At 46.9% G+C, this 18,141-nt stretch carries 16 protein-coding genes and 1 tRNA gene; 5 read left to right on the top strand and 12 right to left on the bottom strand.

The annotated features are described in order from the left end of the window. Nucleotides 1–295: 295 nt before the first annotated feature. Both AC1MEO_RS00190 and AC1MEO_RS00185 read right to left on the bottom strand, forming a co-directional pair. A complete protein-coding gene (locus tag AC1MEO_RS00190; RefSeq protein WP_480333575.1) occupies nt 296–1,756 on the bottom strand; it encodes a UDP-N-acetylmuramoyl-L-alanyl-D-glutamate--2,6-diaminopimelate ligase in 1,461 nt (486 codons plus the stop codon). 19 nt (nt 1,757–1,775) lie between these two features. Then, nucleotides 1,776–2,828 (bottom strand): M42 family metallopeptidase, encoded by a 1,053-nt coding sequence (locus AC1MEO_RS00185; protein WP_480333573.1) that lies wholly within the window; start codon nt 2,826–2,828, stop codon nt 1,776–1,778. 216 nt (nt 2,829–3,044) lie between these two features. Here AC1MEO_RS00185 and AC1MEO_RS00180 point away from each other — a divergent pair, with 216 nt between their 5' ends. Beyond that, entirely contained in the window at nt 3,045–4,613 is a 1,569-nt protein-coding gene (locus AC1MEO_RS00180; RefSeq protein ID WP_480333571.1) for an ATP-binding protein, read from the top strand. Nucleotides 4,614–4,693: 80 nt separating this feature from the next. On the opposite strand, the gene AC1MEO_RS00175 is transcribed toward AC1MEO_RS00180, so the two are convergent. From AC1MEO_RS00175 to AC1MEO_RS00160, 4 genes are all read right to left on the bottom strand, one after another. Further along, on the bottom strand, nt 4,694–5,356 hold the full coding sequence (locus AC1MEO_RS00175) for a PepSY domain-containing protein (RefSeq protein WP_480333569.1): 663 nt from the start codon (nt 5,354–5,356) through the stop codon (nt 4,694–4,696). Nucleotides 5,357–5,466: 110 nt separating this feature from the next. Further along, a complete protein-coding gene (locus AC1MEO_RS00170; protein ID WP_480333567.1) occupies nt 5,467–6,162 on the bottom strand; it encodes a PepSY domain-containing protein in 696 nt (231 codons plus the stop codon). Beyond that, nucleotides 6,162–7,532, bottom strand: coding sequence for a sensor histidine kinase (locus AC1MEO_RS00165; protein ID WP_480333565.1), 1,371 nt, complete (start codon nt 7,530–7,532; stop codon nt 6,162–6,164). The genes AC1MEO_RS00170 and AC1MEO_RS00165 overlap by 1 nt, the downstream gene beginning before the upstream one ends. Next, nucleotides 7,522–8,214: a response regulator transcription factor gene (locus tag AC1MEO_RS00160; RefSeq protein WP_480333563.1), complete on the bottom strand. Its 693-nt coding sequence runs from the start codon at nt 8,212–8,214 to the stop codon at nt 7,522–7,524. The genes AC1MEO_RS00165 and AC1MEO_RS00160 overlap by 11 nt, the downstream gene beginning before the upstream one ends. Nucleotides 8,215–8,303: 89 nt before the next feature. On the opposite strand from AC1MEO_RS00160, the gene AC1MEO_RS00155 reads away from it, so the two are divergent. Beyond that, nucleotides 8,304–8,858 (top strand): hypothetical protein, encoded by a 555-nt coding sequence (locus AC1MEO_RS00155; RefSeq protein WP_480333561.1) that lies wholly within the window; start codon nt 8,304–8,306, stop codon nt 8,856–8,858. Here AC1MEO_RS00155 and AC1MEO_RS00150 read toward each other — a convergent pair. Both AC1MEO_RS00150 and AC1MEO_RS00145 read right to left on the bottom strand, forming a co-directional pair. Beyond that, complete coding sequence (locus tag AC1MEO_RS00150; RefSeq protein ID WP_480333559.1) at nt 8,816–10,204, bottom strand: aldehyde dehydrogenase; 1,389 nt, start codon at nt 10,202–10,204, stop codon at nt 8,816–8,818. The genes AC1MEO_RS00155 and AC1MEO_RS00150 overlap by 43 nt on opposite strands. A 64-nt stretch (nt 10,205–10,268) precedes the next feature. Continuing rightward, on the bottom strand, nt 10,269–11,192 hold the full coding sequence (locus AC1MEO_RS00145) for a Gfo/Idh/MocA family protein (RefSeq protein ID WP_480333557.1): 924 nt from the start codon (nt 11,190–11,192) through the stop codon (nt 10,269–10,271). Between the two features lie 115 nt (nt 11,193–11,307). On the opposite strand from AC1MEO_RS00145, the gene AC1MEO_RS00140 reads away from it, so the two are divergent. From AC1MEO_RS00140 to AC1MEO_RS00130, 3 genes are all read left to right on the top strand, one after another. Continuing rightward, nucleotides 11,308–11,451, top strand: coding sequence for a hypothetical protein (locus AC1MEO_RS00140; RefSeq protein ID WP_480333555.1), 144 nt, complete (start codon nt 11,308–11,310; stop codon nt 11,449–11,451). Between the two features lie 193 nt (nt 11,452–11,644). Further along, nucleotides 11,645–12,376 (top strand): thermonuclease family protein, encoded by a 732-nt coding sequence (locus AC1MEO_RS00135; protein WP_480333553.1) that lies wholly within the window; start codon nt 11,645–11,647, stop codon nt 12,374–12,376. Between the two features lie 153 nt (nt 12,377–12,529). Then, a tRNA-Val gene (locus tag AC1MEO_RS00130) sits at nt 12,530–12,602 on the top strand. 784 nt (nt 12,603–13,386) lie between these two features. On the opposite strand, the gene AC1MEO_RS00125 is transcribed toward AC1MEO_RS00130, so the two are convergent. From AC1MEO_RS00125 to AC1MEO_RS00110, 4 genes are all read right to left on the bottom strand, one after another. Beyond that, entirely contained in the window at nt 13,387–13,749 is a 363-nt protein-coding gene (locus AC1MEO_RS00125) for a YolD-like family protein (protein WP_480333551.1), read from the bottom strand. Between the two features lie 13 nt (nt 13,750–13,762). Continuing rightward, complete coding sequence (locus AC1MEO_RS00120; RefSeq protein WP_480333549.1) at nt 13,763–15,022, bottom strand: Y-family DNA polymerase; 1,260 nt, start codon at nt 15,020–15,022, stop codon at nt 13,763–13,765. Nucleotides 15,023–15,522: 500 nt separating this feature from the next. Continuing rightward, a complete protein-coding gene (locus tag AC1MEO_RS00115) occupies nt 15,523–17,556 on the bottom strand; it encodes a TRAP transporter permease (protein ID WP_480333547.1) in 2,034 nt (677 codons plus the stop codon). Beyond that, on the bottom strand, nt 17,546–18,070 hold the full coding sequence (locus tag AC1MEO_RS00110) for a DUF1850 domain-containing protein (protein WP_480333545.1): 525 nt from the start codon (nt 18,068–18,070) through the stop codon (nt 17,546–17,548). Before AC1MEO_RS00110 ends, AC1MEO_RS00115 begins: the two co-directional genes overlap by 11 nt. Between the last annotated feature and the right edge of the window lie 71 nt (nt 18,071–18,141).

Here is an 18,141-nt window from a genome sequence, read left to right as displayed (position 1 = left end):
GACGAAGCAGCGTAGCGGTGCAGGAGCATATCTTTGCCCTTCGCCGCCTTGCGCTCCGGATCCTTGAGTGAAGGATTTACCAAGTTTGTTTTGACTATTTTTTCTCGAACTTGCTAGCAGGCTTCTATCTTTGATTGAAGCAACACGCCCCAACTGGGCTGGCCAAGAAGACTCCTGTGGAATCAGTGAAAGCTGAAGCCCCCGCAGGAAAGGCATTGGCTGAAGCTGAGCCCACGAAAGCGAAGTGGCCGGGCTGGTTGGGTTATACACCGCTATTTTTTTTGGGTAGACTTGTTCACTGAAACTTCTTGATTGCTTCCTGTATTGCGATTTCTTTGTCGCTGTGCGGGTATTTGGTGCTGCCGATAATTTGGTAATCTTCGTGCCCTTTTCCAGCAAGAATGATGATGTCACCCGTTTCTGCCTGTTGCACAGCATGCTTGACCGCTTCTTCCCGGTCGCCGATGCAGGCAAAGTTGCTGTGGGTCATGCCTGTTTCCAAATCACCTAAAATACTGTCATAGGCTTCATCGCGTGGATCGTCTGTCGTGAGGACGACATAATCTGCAACCGAAGCCTTTTCCGCCATGATGGGGCGTTTTGTTTTATCGCGGTTGCCGCCTGTCCCCACCAGGAAAATGATTTTATTGGTTTTGAAATCCTGGACAGCATCAATCGCTTTTTCAATAGCATCCGGGGTATGCGCATAGTCGATGAAAACCGAGATAGGCGCCTCGACCTCCACTTTCTGCATGCGGCCTTCAACCGGCGCAATCGTCGCCAGAGCTTTCAGGATTTCATCCATTTTATACCCTTCGGCATACAGCGCGGCAATAGCCGCCAACGCGTTGGAAACATTGAATTCGCCCAGCAATTTCATCGTTACAGGAAATTGGCCTTCGGAACACTCCAGCGTAAATGTTGTTCCCGTATGCGTCAATTCGATGTCCTTTGCCCGAAATTGTGCGTCATTGTGAATGCCGTATGTGTACACGGGATGAGGGGTCATTTTTGCAATTTCATTGGACCACGGATCATCTGCATTCAAAATGGCCTGTTTCCGGTTGGCGAGATCCTGGCCAAGCTGGGAAAACAATAAACCTTTGGCATGGCCGTATTCTTCCATCGTTCCATGGAAGTCCAAATGGTCGTGCGTCAGATTAGTGAAAATCGCGGTGTCGAATTCCACTCCAGCCAATCGGCCCAGAATCAATCCGTGCGAAGAAACTTCCATCGTCATATGCGAGCAATCTTCATCGCGTGCGCGCGCAATCATCTGCTGCGTCGTCAGCGCATCGTTTGTCGTATTGGCCGAAGGATGCAATTGGCCATTCAGATTAAAGCCGATCGTTCCACTCAACGCTGAATTCTCTCCAAGATTCATCAGCATTGAATGCAGGATTCCAGCTACACTGGTTTTGCCGTTTGTGCCGGTGACACCGATCATGTGCAGAAGCTTGGAAGGATAATCGTAAAATTTAGCAGCCAGAAGGCCAAGCGTCCGTGAAGTGCTTTCGACAGTAATTACTGTCGCATTATCGATCGCCAACGGCTTTTCAGCCACAATCACTGTTGCTCCCTGATCTGCTGCCTGCTGTGCGAAATTGTGGCCATCGACTGTATAGCCGGCGATGCAGACGAAAAGCGAACCCGCTTTAATGTCACGGGAATCTATTGTCAGATGTTCAAGTGTTTCCGGCAACTCACCTTTAATCTGCTTGTATGGAATTGCTGCGAGTAAATCTTTGCTGTTCATGAAAATCCTCTCCTAACTCTTATGAAACCAATGGAGACAGCACATATGCATGAAGCAAGGCTGCCGCCGCTTTTAATGAATCGGTATGGGTACGTTCGTATGAATGGGAAGCTTCAATGCCCGGACCAAACAAGGCATGTTTGACGTCGTGGCCGGCGCTGATGGCAGCTGATGCATCCGATCCATAATAAGGATAGATGTCGACTTTGTAGTCGATGCCCCGGTCTTTTGCCAAGGAGATCAAGTGGCGGGTCAATCCGTAATGGTAAGGGCCGCTTGAATCTTTTGCACAAATGGACACAGTGTATTCATCTGATTCCTGTCCGTCTCCGATGGCGCCCATATCGACCGCAATGTATTCCTGTGTTTCCGGAGGGATGCTTGCATTTCCGCCATAGCCAATTTCTTCATTATTGGAAATATAGAAATGCGTCGTATTCGGCAGCTGTTCTCCAGTATCTTTCAAATGCTTGACCAATTGAAGGAGCAACGCGGTGCTTGCCTTATCATCCAAATGGCGGGATTTGATGTACCCCGATGCCGTCGCTTCAAATCTTGGCTGGAACGACACAAAATCTCCCACTTCAATTCCTAGGCTGCGTACCTGCTCCTGTGAGGAGGCTTTTTCATCCAGGCGCACTTCCATATTGTCGGCATTTCGTTCAGCAGAACCTGCGTCTTTATAGACATGGACGGTCGTTTGGTGCAAAAGAATCGTACCGGAGACCGTCGAACCGTCCGCTTTATGTATCAGGCAATTTTCGCCTTCGATAGCATTGAATTTAAAGCCACCCACTAATGACAATTTTAAGCGGCCGCTCGGTTTGATTTCTTTCACCATGGCGCCGAGAGTATCGACATGTGCAGTCAGCAGGCGATGCTGCTGCTGATTTTTCCCTTGGATTGTCGCAATCACAGCACCTTTATGGGTCGTCTTGTGCTCGACGTTCCACTGGGTTAATAATGCACTGATTTTTGACATGACATCCATGGTATATCCGGATGGGCTTGGAATTTCCACTAGCTCTTTTAATAACTCGACTGTTTCGCTTTGATTCCACTGATAAGTCATCTGTATCACTCCTTGATCTTATAATCATATCAAAATGAAAGATGTTCGGACAGTCCTGTCTTATAGTATTATAGTATAAGTTGAACCAAAGAATTCATATTCGGCTATTTCAGGCCGGTCTTCTTCAAAAAATGGAGCTGTTCACTGGAATATCGACAAGTGACTTTCATCAGCTTAACCTATTAGCGTTAAAAAGTATGAACTTCGAGGTGTCTAATGGAAAGAAATGAAACCAACCGCAAAAGAAATCAATTATTCATCCATTTGTACGGATTTTCAAGCATTCTGCATTTTCTGCTCAACCAATGGGTAGACATGAATTCAGCGGTCATTTCTCCGCTGTTGGGCATCTTTTCCTACCTATTGCTGCTGGGTTTATTTTCAATAAAAATACAGGAACGTGTTCTTCAATTCATGGTTCTTTTTGCTATGAATTTGTATGTTTTCATTTTAAATTTCGAATCTTTGTCTTCTGTAACACTCGTTTTCTTTGTAATTCCCATCGTCGCTTCTGCCCTCTACAATGATACGAAACCGATCGTCATACTGGCCATTATTACTTCTATCGAATTTGCGCTTCTAATGACAGTATTTGACCGGTTTGCAGCAAGAGCCCCGTTGCCTTATATTCAATTATCCATCGTCATTTTTTTCGTTGCTGTATTGTCGATTACGCTGCTGCACAGTATTTATTTCAGCCATTACTGGAAACAACTAGAACTGAAAAATGAATCGATGGAAAAAGCCTTGATGTCAAAAGAAGGCTATTTGCAATTATTTTTTGAAACCGCGAAAGATGCCATTGCGGTGTTTGATTCGAACAATAAAATCATCGCCGTCAATCCCGCTTTTGAAGCGTTATATGGATGGACTTCTGAAGAATGCATCGGCAAGACGCTGCCGCTTTATCCGCTGGATATGAAAGAGGCTGCCGAGAAGCGAACATTGGAAGTCCAGCAGGGAGAAAGCTATTCTCTCCTGGAAACCATAGATGTCCGAAAAGATGGCAGCCGCTTTCATGCGCAGGTTACCCTATCGCCTATATTTGACCAGTCTCAAAAAGTAATCGCCACGTCCATCATCTCACGGGACATCAGCTATCAGAAAGAGTCGGAAAAACTGATTTTGCAATCGGAAAAACTGAAACTTGCTGGGGAAATTGCCGCCGGGGTTGCCCACGAAATCAGAAACCCGATGACCGTCATTTCCGGTTTCGTCCAAATGATGCACCATGATCCCAAGCATCTGTTTCCAGAATACACTGCTTTGATCCAATCTGAGATGGAGCGCATCAATTTGATCATCAGTGAATTTCTGATTTTGGCCAAACCGCAAGCTTCGGCATTAAAGAAGTTCAGCATACAAAATGCACTGGATGATATTTTGCTGCTGTTTGGTCCAGAGCTTAATCTTCACGGGATCACAGTAAAGAAAGACTGGGATGGAGATTTCCAGGTGAACGGAGAAGAACACCACTTGAAACAAGTGTTCATCAATTTATTGAAGAATGCCATCGAATCAATGGAGGAGCCTGGGGAAATTTGGATCCTGCTGAGGGCTGAAAATGATTCTATGCTGTCCATCAGCTTTAATGATTCGGGAAATGGGATTTCAGCAGAAGACTTAGGCGAGGTTTTCCAGCCTTTTTATACGACAAAAGCAACCGGCACAGGGTTGGGTCTGCTCATTTCGCAAAAAATCATTCAAGAACACCAAGGCGACCTCATTATCTCGAGCACATTGGGGGTTGGAACAGCCGCGACCATTCTGTTGCCAACTGAATAACTAAAAGACAGGAGGAGAAAAATCCATGGATTTTTCTCTTCCTGTCTTTTTTGTGCTTTATTTAGCGGCTATGTTTTTGATCAATCCCAGTCGTTGTCATCATCGTCGTCGTCATCAGTATCCGAATCAATTTTCAGGATAGAGCCATCTTTTGCATCCACATCGACATCATGCTCAGAACGCCCATCTTTAATTTCGATTTCGTAATACGAAACGCCATCATCTTTTTCGAGTTCGAAACTTTCAACAGTTCCGCTCACTGCCGCTAAAGCCGCCTCGATCGCTTTATCAGAACCGATCAATTTGTCGCTTGATGATGCGGCCTGGCTTTTCGAATTGCTTGCAGCGGATGATGTATTTGACGGTGAAGCTGCTTCTTTCATTTGTGCAGAATCATCTTCTCTGTCTTTTTCACGTTTTTGCTTCAGGACTTCGCCTGTGTAGGCATCGAATTCAAAATCATAGTCGTAGCCTTCAAAATCGATATCGACTTCGTAATGGGGCCTTCTGTCATCTTTGTCCAATTCAATATCCGTGATGCGGCCATCTGCCAGCGCCAAGGCTTTCGCTGAGACTTCTTCAAAGCTGAGCATTTTTTCTGTTGCTGAGGATGCCTGCACTTCGTTGGTCATCGTTCCTGATTCAGATGCCGGATTGGCTGCAGGCGCTTCAGTGTTGGCCAAGACTATGCCCCCAAACGCCAAAACCCCTGCTGCAACTGGAATGTAAATTAATTTCTTCATGTAATTTCTCCTCCTCATTTGTTGTTACCCTTACAATAACCTTCTCTTCTGAGCAGAAGATTAAGGCTTTATGAGAATATGATGAGAAATACATGAAAGTGTTCTCAGATTCAATCGTCCCATTCGACTGTCATGGTATCACCGCGGATCGCATGGATCTGAATGGTTGCTTCTTGTTCGGTCTGGTCGTTTTCAATTTCCACCAAGTAGTAGCCGCCGTCTTCCGTCTGTACAAACTCCACTTCCTGGAGTTCTCCGTCCAAAGTGTTTTTAGCCAGCCGGACTGCTTCATCACGTGTAATGATTCGATCAGGTTCGGGTTCCTCCGCTGGGGCTTCCGCTTCGATCGGCTCCTGGCTGATCTTGCGCACTTCTCCAGTAGCTGCCGAGACGACTACCGTCGACAATTGCGTCTCTTCTTTTACTGCGACATCGTATTCATTTCGTTCTTCATTATAAGTAACGCCATCGATTTCCCCTGCAGCCTGCTGCAAAGCAATCTCCTCTGCCTGTTGTTGCGTCAACTCTTTAGCCACTTCCATTTTCTCAATCAACTCCATGGACTCCACTTGCCCGTTCTGCCGGTTGACCAGCGCCAGGTAATGTCCGTCCGCACGCTGAAATTCCACTCTATAGGCATCTGTGGATTCCGTGGTCTTTTCCACTTTTCCTCCGTACAGACTGATAACCGTTTCATTGGCTTGTTCCAGTGTAATGTCCTGTGAAGAACTTGGAAACATCAGAAACACCAGGACTGCTGCTCCAAGCAAGATTGTTGCTGAAGCCATTACCATCCATTTTCGCATCACAATCCCTCCTGTTTCGAGTGTACACCCTCAACATTAAAATTCTCTGAGAAAATGATGGATACTGTTGTACCGAGCTGTTCAATGCTTTCCAGTTCGATTTTGACGTTCAAGGAGTCGGCTAATTGCTTCGCCAAAGACAGCCCTAGGCCAAAACCGCCTGTTTCCCGGTTTCTTGCTTTATCCACCCGGTAAAAACGTTCAAAGACAAAAGGCACTGCTTCTTTTGGAATGCCGATTCCCGTATCGCGAACCTGAATGACGGTGTCGCCATTTTTTCTCGCAATCACTTCTACTTTATCCGAGCTGTATTTCCGGGCGTTATCGAGCAGAATGTACAGCAGTTGTTTAAATTTTGCCGTATCGGTGATGACCGGCAGGGATTTTTCAGTTGTAATCAGCTGGAATTCGCGATCGTAGGACGTGTTCATCGCTGTAACAGTCTGCTCCAATAACTCGATTGCGTTCACTTTTGTCCATTCGACCCGCGACTCACTCCGGCGGGCAATGTGCAGCAACTGCTCAATCAACGCTTTCATCCGATCGGTTTCTGCGCGGATGGCAGAGATGCTTTCTTCTGCAATTTTCTCATCGTGCATCCCTTGCCGCTCGAGCAATTTGGCATAACTGCCGATGACCGTCAGCGGCGTCTTCAGTTCATGGGAAGCATTGGAAACAAACTCCTCCTGCTTGGAATAATTTTCTTCCAGCAAGCCCATCATTTCGTTGAAGGTATGGCCCATCTGCGCCAGCTCATCCTGAGACTTCCCTTCCACGGGCAGTTTTTCAAATTGGCCGTTTCGCTGGATGCGCGTCATGGTCTTCGTAAGGTTGGTAATCGGCAGTGTCACGATTTTCCCCAGCACGATGCTGGAAATGATGACGGGAATCATCGCCAGTAAAGTTCCCACCACCAGGACCAGGCGCAGCGTATTCAAGTTATTTGTCGTTTCCCGCAAAGACTGTGCGACTGTCAATTCTGCCACTTGGCCGTCTGTCCAGATGATCGGTGCTTTGACATAAGAAAAGCGGTCGCCTGCCACACTCACAGTTCCCGACTGGCCATCCAGTTCACTAGGGAGTTCTGCGGTCACCGATGGCGCTTGGACCAGTGTCAGCTGTTCACCAGCTGAGCCAGTCACCTTCACAAGCCCATTGACCGGTACATATGCCCGCAGCACAGTTCCCGGATCTGCAGTTTCCGCTTCATTGAATGCGGCTACCAGCGAGTTTGTTTCTGACTGCAGCTGTTCCACTTCCGTCGAGTAAGTCAATTGGCTGAATGAAAAATAAATGACAAAAGCCAGTACCAGCAAAATGACAAGCATCAGCAAAGTCGAAGAGATATGAATCTTATTTTTAAGTTTCATTGCCTTGCTCCTTCAATACATAGCCGACACCACGGACGGTCTGGATATAGGTCGAGCTTTCGCCAGCGTCCACTTTCTTCCGCAAATAGCGGATATATACATCGATTACATTGGTATCGCCATAATAATCATATCCCCACACGGCGTTCAGCACCTGTTCCCGGCTGAGTACCTGCTGCGGATTTTTGATCAGATACAGCAGCAAGTCAAACTCCCGCGGCGTCAATTCAATTACACGTCCGCCTCTTTTGACGTCCCGTGTGCTTTCGTTCATCTCCAACTCACGGAAACGGTGCAGCGTTGAATTGCCGTTGCCATTCGACAAGCGCAGGCAAGCGCGGATCCGTGCCAGCAATTCTTCAATCTCAAATGGTTTGGTGACATAATCGTTCGCTCCCAAATCCAAACCGGCCACTTTATCTTTCACATCGTTTTTGGCTGTCAGTAAAATGACCGGAATTGAACCATCAGAAGAACGGATGCGTTTCAAGACATCCAGACCATGAATTTCCGGAAGCATCAAATCAAGCAGCACCAAATCCCAGTCCTGCTCCCGGAATTGGATCAACCCTTCCGACCCTGTGTGGGCAACGCCTGTTTCGTAGCCTTCAAACTTCAATTCCAATTCCAGTACACGCGCAATACTTTTTTCATCTTCCACAATTAAAATGCGTTCCGCCATTGCCATCACCTCTTACGGTTATCATAGCAGAAATACGAAAAGCGGAGGCAGCCGTTTAGCTCCGACAAGCGCTGGAGGTCTTACCGGTAATGGCGCTCTTTGCCATTGCAGGTAAGACTGAAGCGACTCGAGGGGCTGGCTGCCGGAGTCTGGACAATACGAAAAGCGCAAGCGCCCGTGTAGCTCTGACAGGCATAAGCCAGACCAGCAAAGTGGCGCTCTTTGCCACGGCGCTGGGTTGGCTTATGACCCGAAGAGCTGGGCGCTGGAGTCTGGACAATACGAAAAGCGTAAGCGCCCGTGTAGCTCTGACAGGCATAAGACAGACCAGCAAAGTGGCGCTCTTTGCCGCGGCGCTGGGTTGGCTTATGACCCGAAGAGCTGGGCGCCGGAGTCTGGACAATACGAAAAGCGCAAGCGCCCGTGTAGCTCTGACAGGCATAAGACAGACCAGCAAAGTGGCGCTCTTTGCCACGGCGCTGGGTTGGCTTATGACCCGAAGAGCTGGGCGCCGGAGTCTGGACAATACGAAAAGCGAAAGCAGCCGTTTAGCCCCAAAAGCGCAAAAATCCGAAAAAGAAAAAAGCGACCCGCAGGCCGCTTATCTCAATACCGTTTTGATCCATTTCGCTTTGTTTTTATAAGGCGGAAAGACCAGATTCGTCGATAATTTAGTTGATTTCTTCAAAATCGATTTGGCGTGTGTAAAGGTTTCAAAGCTGGACTTGCCGTGATAGGAATTGACGCCTGACGTGCCGATTCCGCCAAACGGCAGATACGAACTGCCCACATGGGAAACCGTGTCATTGATGCAGCCGCCACCAAACGGCAATTGATCCAGGAAGAACCGGATCGCCCGGTCGTTTTCCGAGAACAGGTAAGCCGATAAAGGCTTCGGCAATTTACGGATTTGGCGAAGCAGCAACGGCAGATCCGTATAAGTGATGATCGGCAAAACCGGTCCGAAAATCTCGTCTTCCATCGATGGGCTGTCCCACGTGATATTGTCCAGCAGCACTGGTTCGATATACAGATCATCACGGTCCATTTTGCCGCCGTAAATGACTTGGTCGGCTTCCTTCTGCACAATTTCCGCTAAGCGGTCAAAATGCTGGGTATTGACGATGCGCCCATAATCCGGACTCTTTTGTGCGTCTTTTCCATAAAACTCTTTTATCGTTTTCGTCAGCTTTTTCAGGAATTCGTCTTTCACCGATTCGTGTACACAAATGTAATCCGGTGCCACACAGGTTTGCCCCGTGTTCATCAGTTTCCCCCAGGCAATCCGTTTCGCTGCCAGATCGAGGTTTGCCGTCTGGTCCACAATCGCCGGACTTTTGCCGCCGAGCTCCAAGGTAATCGGTGTTAAGCGCTCAGATGCCGCTTTCATGATGACTTTTCCGACATTGACGCTGCCGGTGAAGAAAATATAATCGAATGAGGCGTGGATCAAAGCCGTCACTTCTTCGCGCTCGCCTTCCACCACACGAATGTAATAGGAAGGAAATGCTTCTTCAATGATGGTGCGGATGACACTTGCTACATGAGGCGTCGCTTCAGAAGGCTTGACGACTGCGCAATTTCCGCCGATAATGGCGCCGATCAAAGGCTCCATCACCAATTGGAATGGATAATTGAAAGGTCCGATGATCAAAACAGAGCCGTATGGTTCACGGATGACGAAGCTTTTCGCCGGCTGAAGATGAATCGGTGTCTTGACTTGCTCCGGCTTCATCCAATCTTCCAGGTTTTTTGCCATGCTGCCGATGCTGTCGAGCACAAATCCCACTTCTGTTGCATAGGCTTCAAATTCACTCTTGCCCAAGTCTTTCTTCAAAGCATGAATCACTTCTGTTTCATGGGATTGGATCACGCTTTTCAACCGATGCAATTGCTCAATCCGAAAAGTGGTTGATTTAGTATCACCTGTATAAAAATAATTGCGTTGTTCTTCAATCATCTGTTCCACGTCAGTTGCTGTAAAATTCATTTTCCAACCTCCTTCAAGTCTCTTCATTATATCAACTACGGTCTCTGATTCAAAAAATGAACACTTATTCAGTCAATAAATGATCAATATAGCGCTGGACGACCAGCCCTTCTTCAAAATTGACCAAAAGAGTCGAGTGATTGTTCATTTCCTCAAAAAGCGACGGAACATCTTCAAATTCATTGATCAATTGACGGTCTTCGCCTTTCGTTGATTCATATAGATCCGACCAGTTTTCCAGCGTCAGAACCCCTTGCTCGCCGTATACCTTAAACTGCAAATTTTCCTTTTGGCCGATGCCGCTGATGCCTGCCACCAGAAAAGGAATCCCGTCGCGGGTAAGCCCATGGGCGATCAATCCGGTTTCGCATTTATCAGCATCTGCCGGATAACTGATGTGATGGGAGCTAAACGACAGTTCACCGAAAAGCCGGTTCATCAATTGGAAGTAATGCGGAAACACTTCGCGGACAAAGCCGCCCTGGCTTCGTGAACCGATCCACGGATTCTGTTGCCACAATCGTGGCCAGTCCGGGAAAAAGGTTTGCAGTTCAATCCTGACCACTTTTCCAATATGTCCGCTTTTGATGCGCTTGGCCATTTCGCGGATGGCCGGTTTATACATTAAAGGAAAATGCATAGCCGTTTGGATGCGATTATCCTGTGCGGCAGCTGCCATCATTTCGCCCCCTTCCACATTATGTGCCAAAGGTTTTTCACATAAGATATTGATGCCAGCACTGGCCGCCAGTTTGGCGATGTCTGCATGAAAAGCGGGAGGTGTCGCAATATAGACCCAGGTAATATCCGAATACAGGACTTCCTCCACCGATTTCGCCATCGGGATCCCGTAAGTGTCGCTGATTTGCGCGAGGCGTTCTGTCTGCTGATCGTAAACTATTTTGATCTCCACATGATTTTCCTGCTGAATCTGTTTAATGATCCGTTCACCAACAATTCCCGCTCCAATGATGCCGATTGAAATCATCCACACTCTCTCCTTTTCCGGCCTTTCGGCTTTTTTGGACTGTTTGTTTATTAGTGTAACCTTTCGGGGTATAGAATAGTCAAACAATACCATTACCGTCTGAGGAGGAAATATGATGAATAAACAACCAAATTGGTGGGAACCTATTTTTACAGGACAACTGGAAGTCGGGGTCGATAAAGAAAAGCTGGAAAGCCTTACGGAAGAATCCATCTTGTATTATGATGAAACTGCACAGCACACGGAGCCAGCGCTGTAATTGCTGAAGTTTATAGATAGCTATTGTCGCTGTTATACATAAAAACGCCTCTTTCCGTTTATAATTGAAAGAGGCGTTTTATTCTGCACTTTTTTAGGAAGAATCTTTTGGATAAAAGCCGTTGACCCACTGGCTGGTTGCCACAAAACCTACTATTCCATATACTAATGAAGAAACGAAAGCAGGGATTCCTATGAAATTAAAACTGATGTTGCTGGCCCTATTCTTCCTCTCCGGCTGTGGCATGTTGGAGACGACTGACACCGCTGGCACGACCGACCACATCGATGTGGAAGTGACGCAGGTCATTGATGGCGACACCATTAAAATCATCTATGAAGGTGAAGAAGTCACCGTCCGCTATCTGTTGATGGATACACCGGAAACCAACCACCCGCGCCTGGGCGAACAGCCTCTCGGCAAAGAAGCCACTGAAGAAAATAAACGCTTGATCGAATCAGGCGATGTATCGATTGAGTTTGACGTCGGCGACCGCTTTGACGATTACGACCGCTTGCTGGCCTATATTTATGTGGATGGCGAAAGCGTACAGGAACAGATGATTGAATCGGGACTTGCCAGAGTCGCCTATGTCTTCCCTCCAAATACACGCTATCTCGATGACTTCGAGCAAGCGGAACAAATCGCGAGAGACAAAGAAGCAGGCATTTGGCAATACGAAAACTATTCCACTGACCGGGGCTTCAACTCGGATGCGTTCGGCCAGGATTCAACCGGAAATAACAGTCCTGCCGCCAGTGAGCCGACTGACGGCGATTGTGAGATCAAAGGCAATATCAACCGCAACGGCAATAAAATCTATCACTTGCCGAGCGATTCCTCCTACGAGCAAACCAATCCGGAAGAATGGTTCTGCACGGAACAAGAAGCACAAGATGCCGGTTTCCGGGGTGTTGGCCAGTAAGAAAATGCGATTTTCATTCCGCTGCACTAGAGAAGGATCTGGAGGCGGAATTTGCTAACTGCATGAGGCTAAACATGGACAGTCCTTTTCTTACTTAAAAACTATTGACTTTTTCCCAGGACAAGCTATACTTATATTTGTCCTGGAAATTGAGATTCCTTAGCTCAGCTGGGAGAGCGCTACCTTGACAGGGTAGAGGTCGCTGGTTCGAGCCCAGTAGGAATCATAAAAAACCCGTATACAGCAAGGGGTTACAGTAAGCACTCTCTTTCGTTAGAGAGTGCTTTTTTGTGTCTACATTAAAAAGGTGCTTTTGGTTGTCTCTGAAGTATAGTTTTTTCTTCCTATAAGAAATAGCAAAAAATATATCTTGTTACAAATTCCCAGAAGTGATTGTCCTCTAAATTTACTCTACAGCAATCTCTACCTCTATTAAGAGTGGTCGTCTTTCTTGTATTTATAAGGTACTTTTGACCAGTTATAAAACAGAAGAAACAAGAAAATAAAAAACGATATGCCTACGTTATCGATCCATTTAATCTCACTATTACTAACTAATTGCCAAACTGTAGATACTGCAAAATATATCAAGGGCAGTGTAATACTTTCCTTAAACATACTTCCACCTCCCTATTCTATACAATTCTTCAGTTAATTAGGAATACCTCTTTTCAAAGTTCCAACTCTGTTGGCGTAACTTCCTTTGAGAATCGCCCTATCTGCCTTCCTCACAATTTTGTCCGGCATGGGTGTTAAATCGAAAAACCGCACAGCCCCATTGGCTGCGCGGTTTTTTTGCTGCTTATATTCTATCAACCTTCGGATAGCCAGCCGAAAAAACGGCGACCGCGACATCATATTAAAAACAATAATATGACAATCAGCAAAATAACACCATAGAAATAGAACCCGTCTCCAAAGCTTACCTCTTCTTCACCAAAGAAATACAAATTTAACTGTTTCATTCGATCATTCCTTTTCTAAATTTCTCCAATAAGCGATTCCTACTTTCATTCGACCGTCAAAATCGATACCACTCTATCCATCGGCAGCCTGTGCTTCTCAGCTTGGTCTCCGTAAATCAACATCCGGCTCCTTGCATCGATGCCTTCAATGATGCCCCTGTGTTCATGGATGGCGCCGTCCTTCCAGCTGTGGATGAGAACTTCGCATTGGCGCTTTAATGCAATGTCCATCTCCTCCTGGAGCAGCTGCAGGTCGTACTCATTCAGCTCGGGCTTCGGCACCTTTTCGTCTTTTTCGTACCACTCCCGGATCATTTCGACATGTTCCGGCAGCATTAAAGCTGTCCATTTGATCTTTCCACGGTCTTTGATGTCGCCTACGGTTTTTAAATATTTATTGCGCTTCATCAGACCACTCCCCTTATTCTTTATTGTGTCCGCCGATCAATTTCGTCCGTGCGATGGCTGTGCCTGCCTGTGTTCCTGATATGCCGCGGTAAATCGCCGAATAGCCGTACTTTTTCCGGATGTCGTCCATAGCTGTTCCAAGACTTCTGTTTTCGAACTTCCGTTCATCAAAGAGGCTTAACTGCATCGATGATTCTTCTTCCAGGTTGCTGATGGACAGGGAAATCTGCCGGACAGGTTTGTGCTGGAAATGTTCCCGGAAAATCTCTTGGCAGATGCCGTAAATCTTCAAGGTGTCATTGGTCGCTTCTTCAATAGAGCGTGAGCGGGAAAATCCCCCACCGAAAGCGGTCTTGCTGTATGCGATGCCTAAATGTATGGTCCGCCCTGCTCGGCGCGCTTGGCGCGTCCGCATTGCGACGTCTTCGCACATTTCCAGGATGATGGTCATGATGTCTTTTTCTTCTATGTAATCCCGGTACAGAATCTGCCCTTTTCCGTAACTGATCTGCCCCTCGATTAAAGGAGACCCCAAATCCGACAAATCGATGCCATTGGCATGCTGATGCAGTTGATTGCCCAAAATGCCAAACTGGTTTTCGAGGATGGAAAGATCCGTGCATGCCAAATCCCCGACACAATAGATGCCCATGCTGTTCAAGGTCTTTTCGGTCCGGGATCCAATCCCCCACATTCTGCGTAGAGGCGTAACTGGCCATAACTTCGTTGCCACATCAGCATATGTCCAATAGGCAAAACCAGTTTCTTTCGCTTCCAGATCCAGGGCCAGCTTCGCCAGCAGCATATTGGGCCCTCCACCGACTGAGGAAGGCAGTTTAAAGCAATCGAGCAGCTCCTGCTGGATGCGGCGCATGGTGGATGCAGGCGGTCCCCATAACTTCTCGGTGCCGGTAAGCTCAATAAAGCTTTCGTCCACACTGTAGATGTGAATCGATTCTTTTGGCACATAAGTCCCCAATAATTCAGTGATAGCCATGGACTGCTGCAAATACAGCTTCATTTTGGGTTCAATCAGCAAGATATCCCGGTGGTTTGGAATTTCAAAAAGCCGTGTGCCGGTTTTCACGCCAAACCGCGCCTTCATCATCGGGGACGCAGCTAAAACCACACTGCCTTTCCGCTCCTGATTTCCGACAACCGCAAGACAGGCTTCCAGTGGATCCAAGCCCAGCTCGACCGCAGAAACACTGGCGTAAAAGCCGCGCATATCAATACAGAATATGGAGCGTTCCGGCAATTCATGTACCTTCATCATCACCATCTCCTATAAGGGAACGTATGTTCTTATTCTATACCACAGATCCGACAACGGCAATCCTTTTATGAAAATAAAAAAATCCCTCTTCACTTGAGTGAAAAGGGATGAAAGGGGAAGCGGCTAGTTTAAAACTGTTCTAGCTTTTAGTCTGATGCTCTAAAAGATGAAGTGTATCAAAATAGACAGAAAAACCGATCCGCCTCCTGAAAAACAAATTTTCTAACAACTTTACATTTGGCTGACCGCGTATTATGATGGTTGGAGTAAGAGATTTGACATCCATCGTTCTTATCAGCGCACCGGAAACCAGTACACTAACTGCTCCCGCCCTGCAGGAATCATTGGGTGCCAAACCCACTGCAAGCTTTAGGAACAAAGTTTGCTTTGAAAAAGTCATCGCCTTCGGGTGGTGGCTTTTTTCGTTCTTCTGCAGTTAAAAAATATATCAAAAGAAAACCGGCCGGGCATCAGCCCGACCGGTCTTTTCACATTTTTTATGCTTCTGCTGTTTTAGCAGGTTTTTTATCGCGTGCCAGCCATTGGATTCCAAAAAGAATCACAAATGCAATCGCACCAATCGTATCAGACAGACCTTCCGGATAAATCAAAGCCAACCCGGTTGCAAATGTAAGAATACGCTCGATCCAGTTGAGCTTCCGGTACCAATACCCGATCAGTCCTGCTCCAATGGCGATCATACCTGTCAGAGCGGTGATCAATACCCAGATCAGTTCTGGCCAGGTCGTATCGATCATCAGAAGAGACGGTGATAAAACGAACATATACGGAATGATGAACGCTGCTGCTGCTAATTTAGCTGCAATAAAACCGGTTTTGATCGGTTCCCCGCCCGAGATTCCTGATGCTGCAAATGCCGCCAAGGCAACAGGCGGTGTAATATCGGCGATGATCCCGAAATAGAACACGAATAGATGGGCAGACAACGCGACCACAAGCGGCACCGCTGCGCCAACCGGCTCATCCAGCATCAACAAGGTGATGATGGCCGGAGCCGCTATCGTAGACGTGATGACATAGTTGGCGGTTGTCGGTGAACCCATGCCCAGGACAATCGCTGCCAGCATGGTGAAGAAAAGCGTCAACAGGATATTTCCTCCTGAAGCTGAAACCAATCCGTTCGCCAAGCTCAAGCCAAGGCCGGTTTTTACGACGACCCCGACAATAATTCCGGCTGATGCTGTTGCGGCTGCAACAGCCAAGGCAGTCCGAGCCCCGTCAACCAGCGCTAAAATCATATCTTTGAAATTCAGACGCGTTTCTTTATTGAAGGAACTGACGAATATCGTCAGCAAAATTCCGTAAAGTGCCGCCTGCATTGTCGGAATGCCAATCAACAGGAATACGATGATGGCGACAATCGGAAGCAGAAGGTAAATCTTTTTCAATACTTCTTTGCGGTCTGGCATCTCTTCCGGCGAAAGGCCCTTCAAGCCGATTCGCTTGGCTTCAAAATGAGTCATGATCCAAACCCCTGTGAAATACAAAAGAGCTGGTATTGTAGCTGCTTTCGCAATTTCCCAGTAAGTCACTCCACCGATGAATTCCACCATCAGGAAGGCTGCGGCCCCCATGATCGGCGGCATCAATTGTCCGCCTGTCGAGGCCGCTGCTTCTACCCCGCCGGCGAATTCCTTCTTATACCCCAATTTTTTCATCATTGGGATTGTATAGGAACCCGAAGTTACAACGTTGGCAACCGAACTCCCCGAAATGGTCCCTTGCAGGGCACTCGAGAAAATTGCCACTTTTGCCGGTCCACCTGTCAAATTCCCGGCAAGTGATACCGCCAAGTCATTGAAATACTGTCCGACTCCTGTCTTGACGAGGAAGGAACCGAATAACAGGAAGGTAAAGATGAAAGTCGCCGATACGCCGATTGGTGTCCCCAATATGCCGTCGGTTGTATAGAACATCAGCTGGACAAGTGAATCCAGGTCCTGTCCTCTGTGGCGTAGAAACCCAGGGAAATAAGGTCCAAAAAAGGCATAAGTTAAAAATAAACCGGCAATGACGGTAATCGGCATTCCCACTGCACGCCGTGTGGCTTCAAGTGTCAGTAAGGTTGCTAAAATGCCGACGATCAGGTCCATTTCCGTGACTCGTCCGAGACGAAACACTAAATCGTCATACATGATCGGCCAATAAGCGGCTACGCCGATCGACAACAGAGCCAGGATGTAATCGTACCAGGCCACTTTATGGCGAATCCCTTTGCGTTTTCTTGCAGGGAATAAGATATAGATTAAGGACAAGGCAAACCCTAAGTGGATTGACCGCTGAATATAGGCGGTATACTGTCCGAAAATGGCGGTATAAAGTTGGAATAAGGCAAAAGCCAATAATCCAAAAAAGACCACGTGTTTAATGAATCCGCTTAAATCCCGCGTGTTGGATTCAGGATCATATTTCTGTAGAATTTCCTTCTGCTTTTCTTCTGAAATGTAAGACTCATCTTCTGGTGGAAGCTTTTGCTGTTCGCGCTCATCCGGAGACAACTTATCGCTCATCCATTCTCACTCCTTTTCTTAGTTGAAATAGGGACAAGCGCTCTACCCGAAAAGTGTAGGACTTCCCTCTTTCAAGCGTTTTCTTCAAATCCATCTGGTGCCCTTTTGCAACAAATGACAATCCTGCATCAACATCCCCCACAAACAGCCGGAACTCAGGAATCTTCCTCTTCATGTTCTTGATAAAGTATTTCCCGTCCCTTTCGACAAAGGTTTCCCCTTCTCCTGCATTTGAAGGCATGCCAATATTAAAATCTTCGTATTCAAGCTCGGTCATCATCAAAACATTATTCTCCACCACTTTGTAGCTTTCGATGACTTCTGACAGATGAATGGAATGCGTATACCTTATTTGGAAATACGGGCTTTCTACGGGCACATAAGCCGCTGTTTCTTCAATCTCATTATCGATAAACACATAATATTTATGGAAAGGGAAGAATGCGATTAAGGAGCCGATTAAGATGAGGGCAATCAACAATGGAAGAATTAGTTGGGTTCGGGTAAACCGCATAGTCCATTCTCCTCCATCTGTAAAACAAATAACTGACGGCAAGCTTGCGCTTTACCGCCAGTTAATTGCTC

Source organism: Planococcus sp. BI3, assembly GCF_056680115.1.
The sequence above is the reverse complement of the archived record's forward strand: the minus strand, read 5'-3'. Positions and strand labels throughout refer to the sequence as shown.

Bases quoted from the DNA above. Each gene is read 5' to 3' on its own strand.
- AC1MEO_RS00190 (WP_480333575.1), bottom strand. From the start codon at position 1,756: ATGAACAGCAAAGATTTACTCGCAGCAATTCCATACAAGCAGATTAAA.
- AC1MEO_RS00185 (WP_480333573.1), bottom strand. From the start codon at position 2,828: ATGACTTATCAGTGGAATCAAAGCGAAACAGTCGAGTTATTAAAAGAG.
- AC1MEO_RS00180 (WP_480333571.1), top strand. From the start codon at position 3,045: ATGGAAAGAAATGAAACCAACCGCAAAAGAAATCAATTATTCATCCAT.
- AC1MEO_RS00175 (WP_480333569.1), bottom strand. From the start codon at position 5,356: ATGAAGAAATTAATTTACATTCCAGTTGCAGCAGGGGTTTTGGCGTTT.
- AC1MEO_RS00170 (WP_480333567.1), bottom strand. From the start codon at position 6,162: ATGCGAAAATGGATGGTAATGGCTTCAGCAACAATCTTGCTTGGAGCA.
- AC1MEO_RS00165 (WP_480333565.1), bottom strand. From the start codon at position 7,532: ATGAAACTTAAAAATAAGATTCATATCTCTTCGACTTTGCTGATGCTT.
- AC1MEO_RS00160 (WP_480333563.1), bottom strand. From the start codon at position 8,214: ATGGCGGAACGCATTTTAATTGTGGAAGATGAAAAAAGTATTGCGCGT.
- AC1MEO_RS00155 (WP_480333561.1), top strand. From the start codon at position 8,304: ATGGCGCTCTTTGCCATTGCAGGTAAGACTGAAGCGACTCGAGGGGCT.
- AC1MEO_RS00150 (WP_480333559.1), bottom strand. From the start codon at position 10,204: ATGAATTTTACAGCAACTGACGTGGAACAGATGATTGAAGAACAACGC.
- AC1MEO_RS00145 (WP_480333557.1), bottom strand. From the start codon at position 11,192: ATGATTTCAATCGGCATCATTGGAGCGGGAATTGTTGGTGAACGGATC.
- AC1MEO_RS00140 (WP_480333555.1), top strand. From the start codon at position 11,308: ATGAATAAACAACCAAATTGGTGGGAACCTATTTTTACAGGACAACTG.
- AC1MEO_RS00135 (WP_480333553.1), top strand. From the start codon at position 11,645: ATGAAATTAAAACTGATGTTGCTGGCCCTATTCTTCCTCTCCGGCTGT.
- AC1MEO_RS00125 (WP_480333551.1), bottom strand. From the start codon at position 13,749: ATGAAGCGCAATAAATATTTAAAAACCGTAGGCGACATCAAAGACCGT.
- AC1MEO_RS00120 (WP_480333549.1), bottom strand. From the start codon at position 15,022: ATGAAGGTACATGAATTGCCGGAACGCTCCATATTCTGTATTGATATG.
- AC1MEO_RS00115 (WP_480333547.1), bottom strand. From the start codon at position 17,556: ATGAGCGATAAGTTGTCTCCGGATGAGCGCGAACAGCAAAAGCTTCCA.
- AC1MEO_RS00110 (WP_480333545.1), bottom strand. From the start codon at position 18,070: ATGCGGTTTACCCGAACCCAACTAATTCTTCCATTGTTGATTGCCCTC.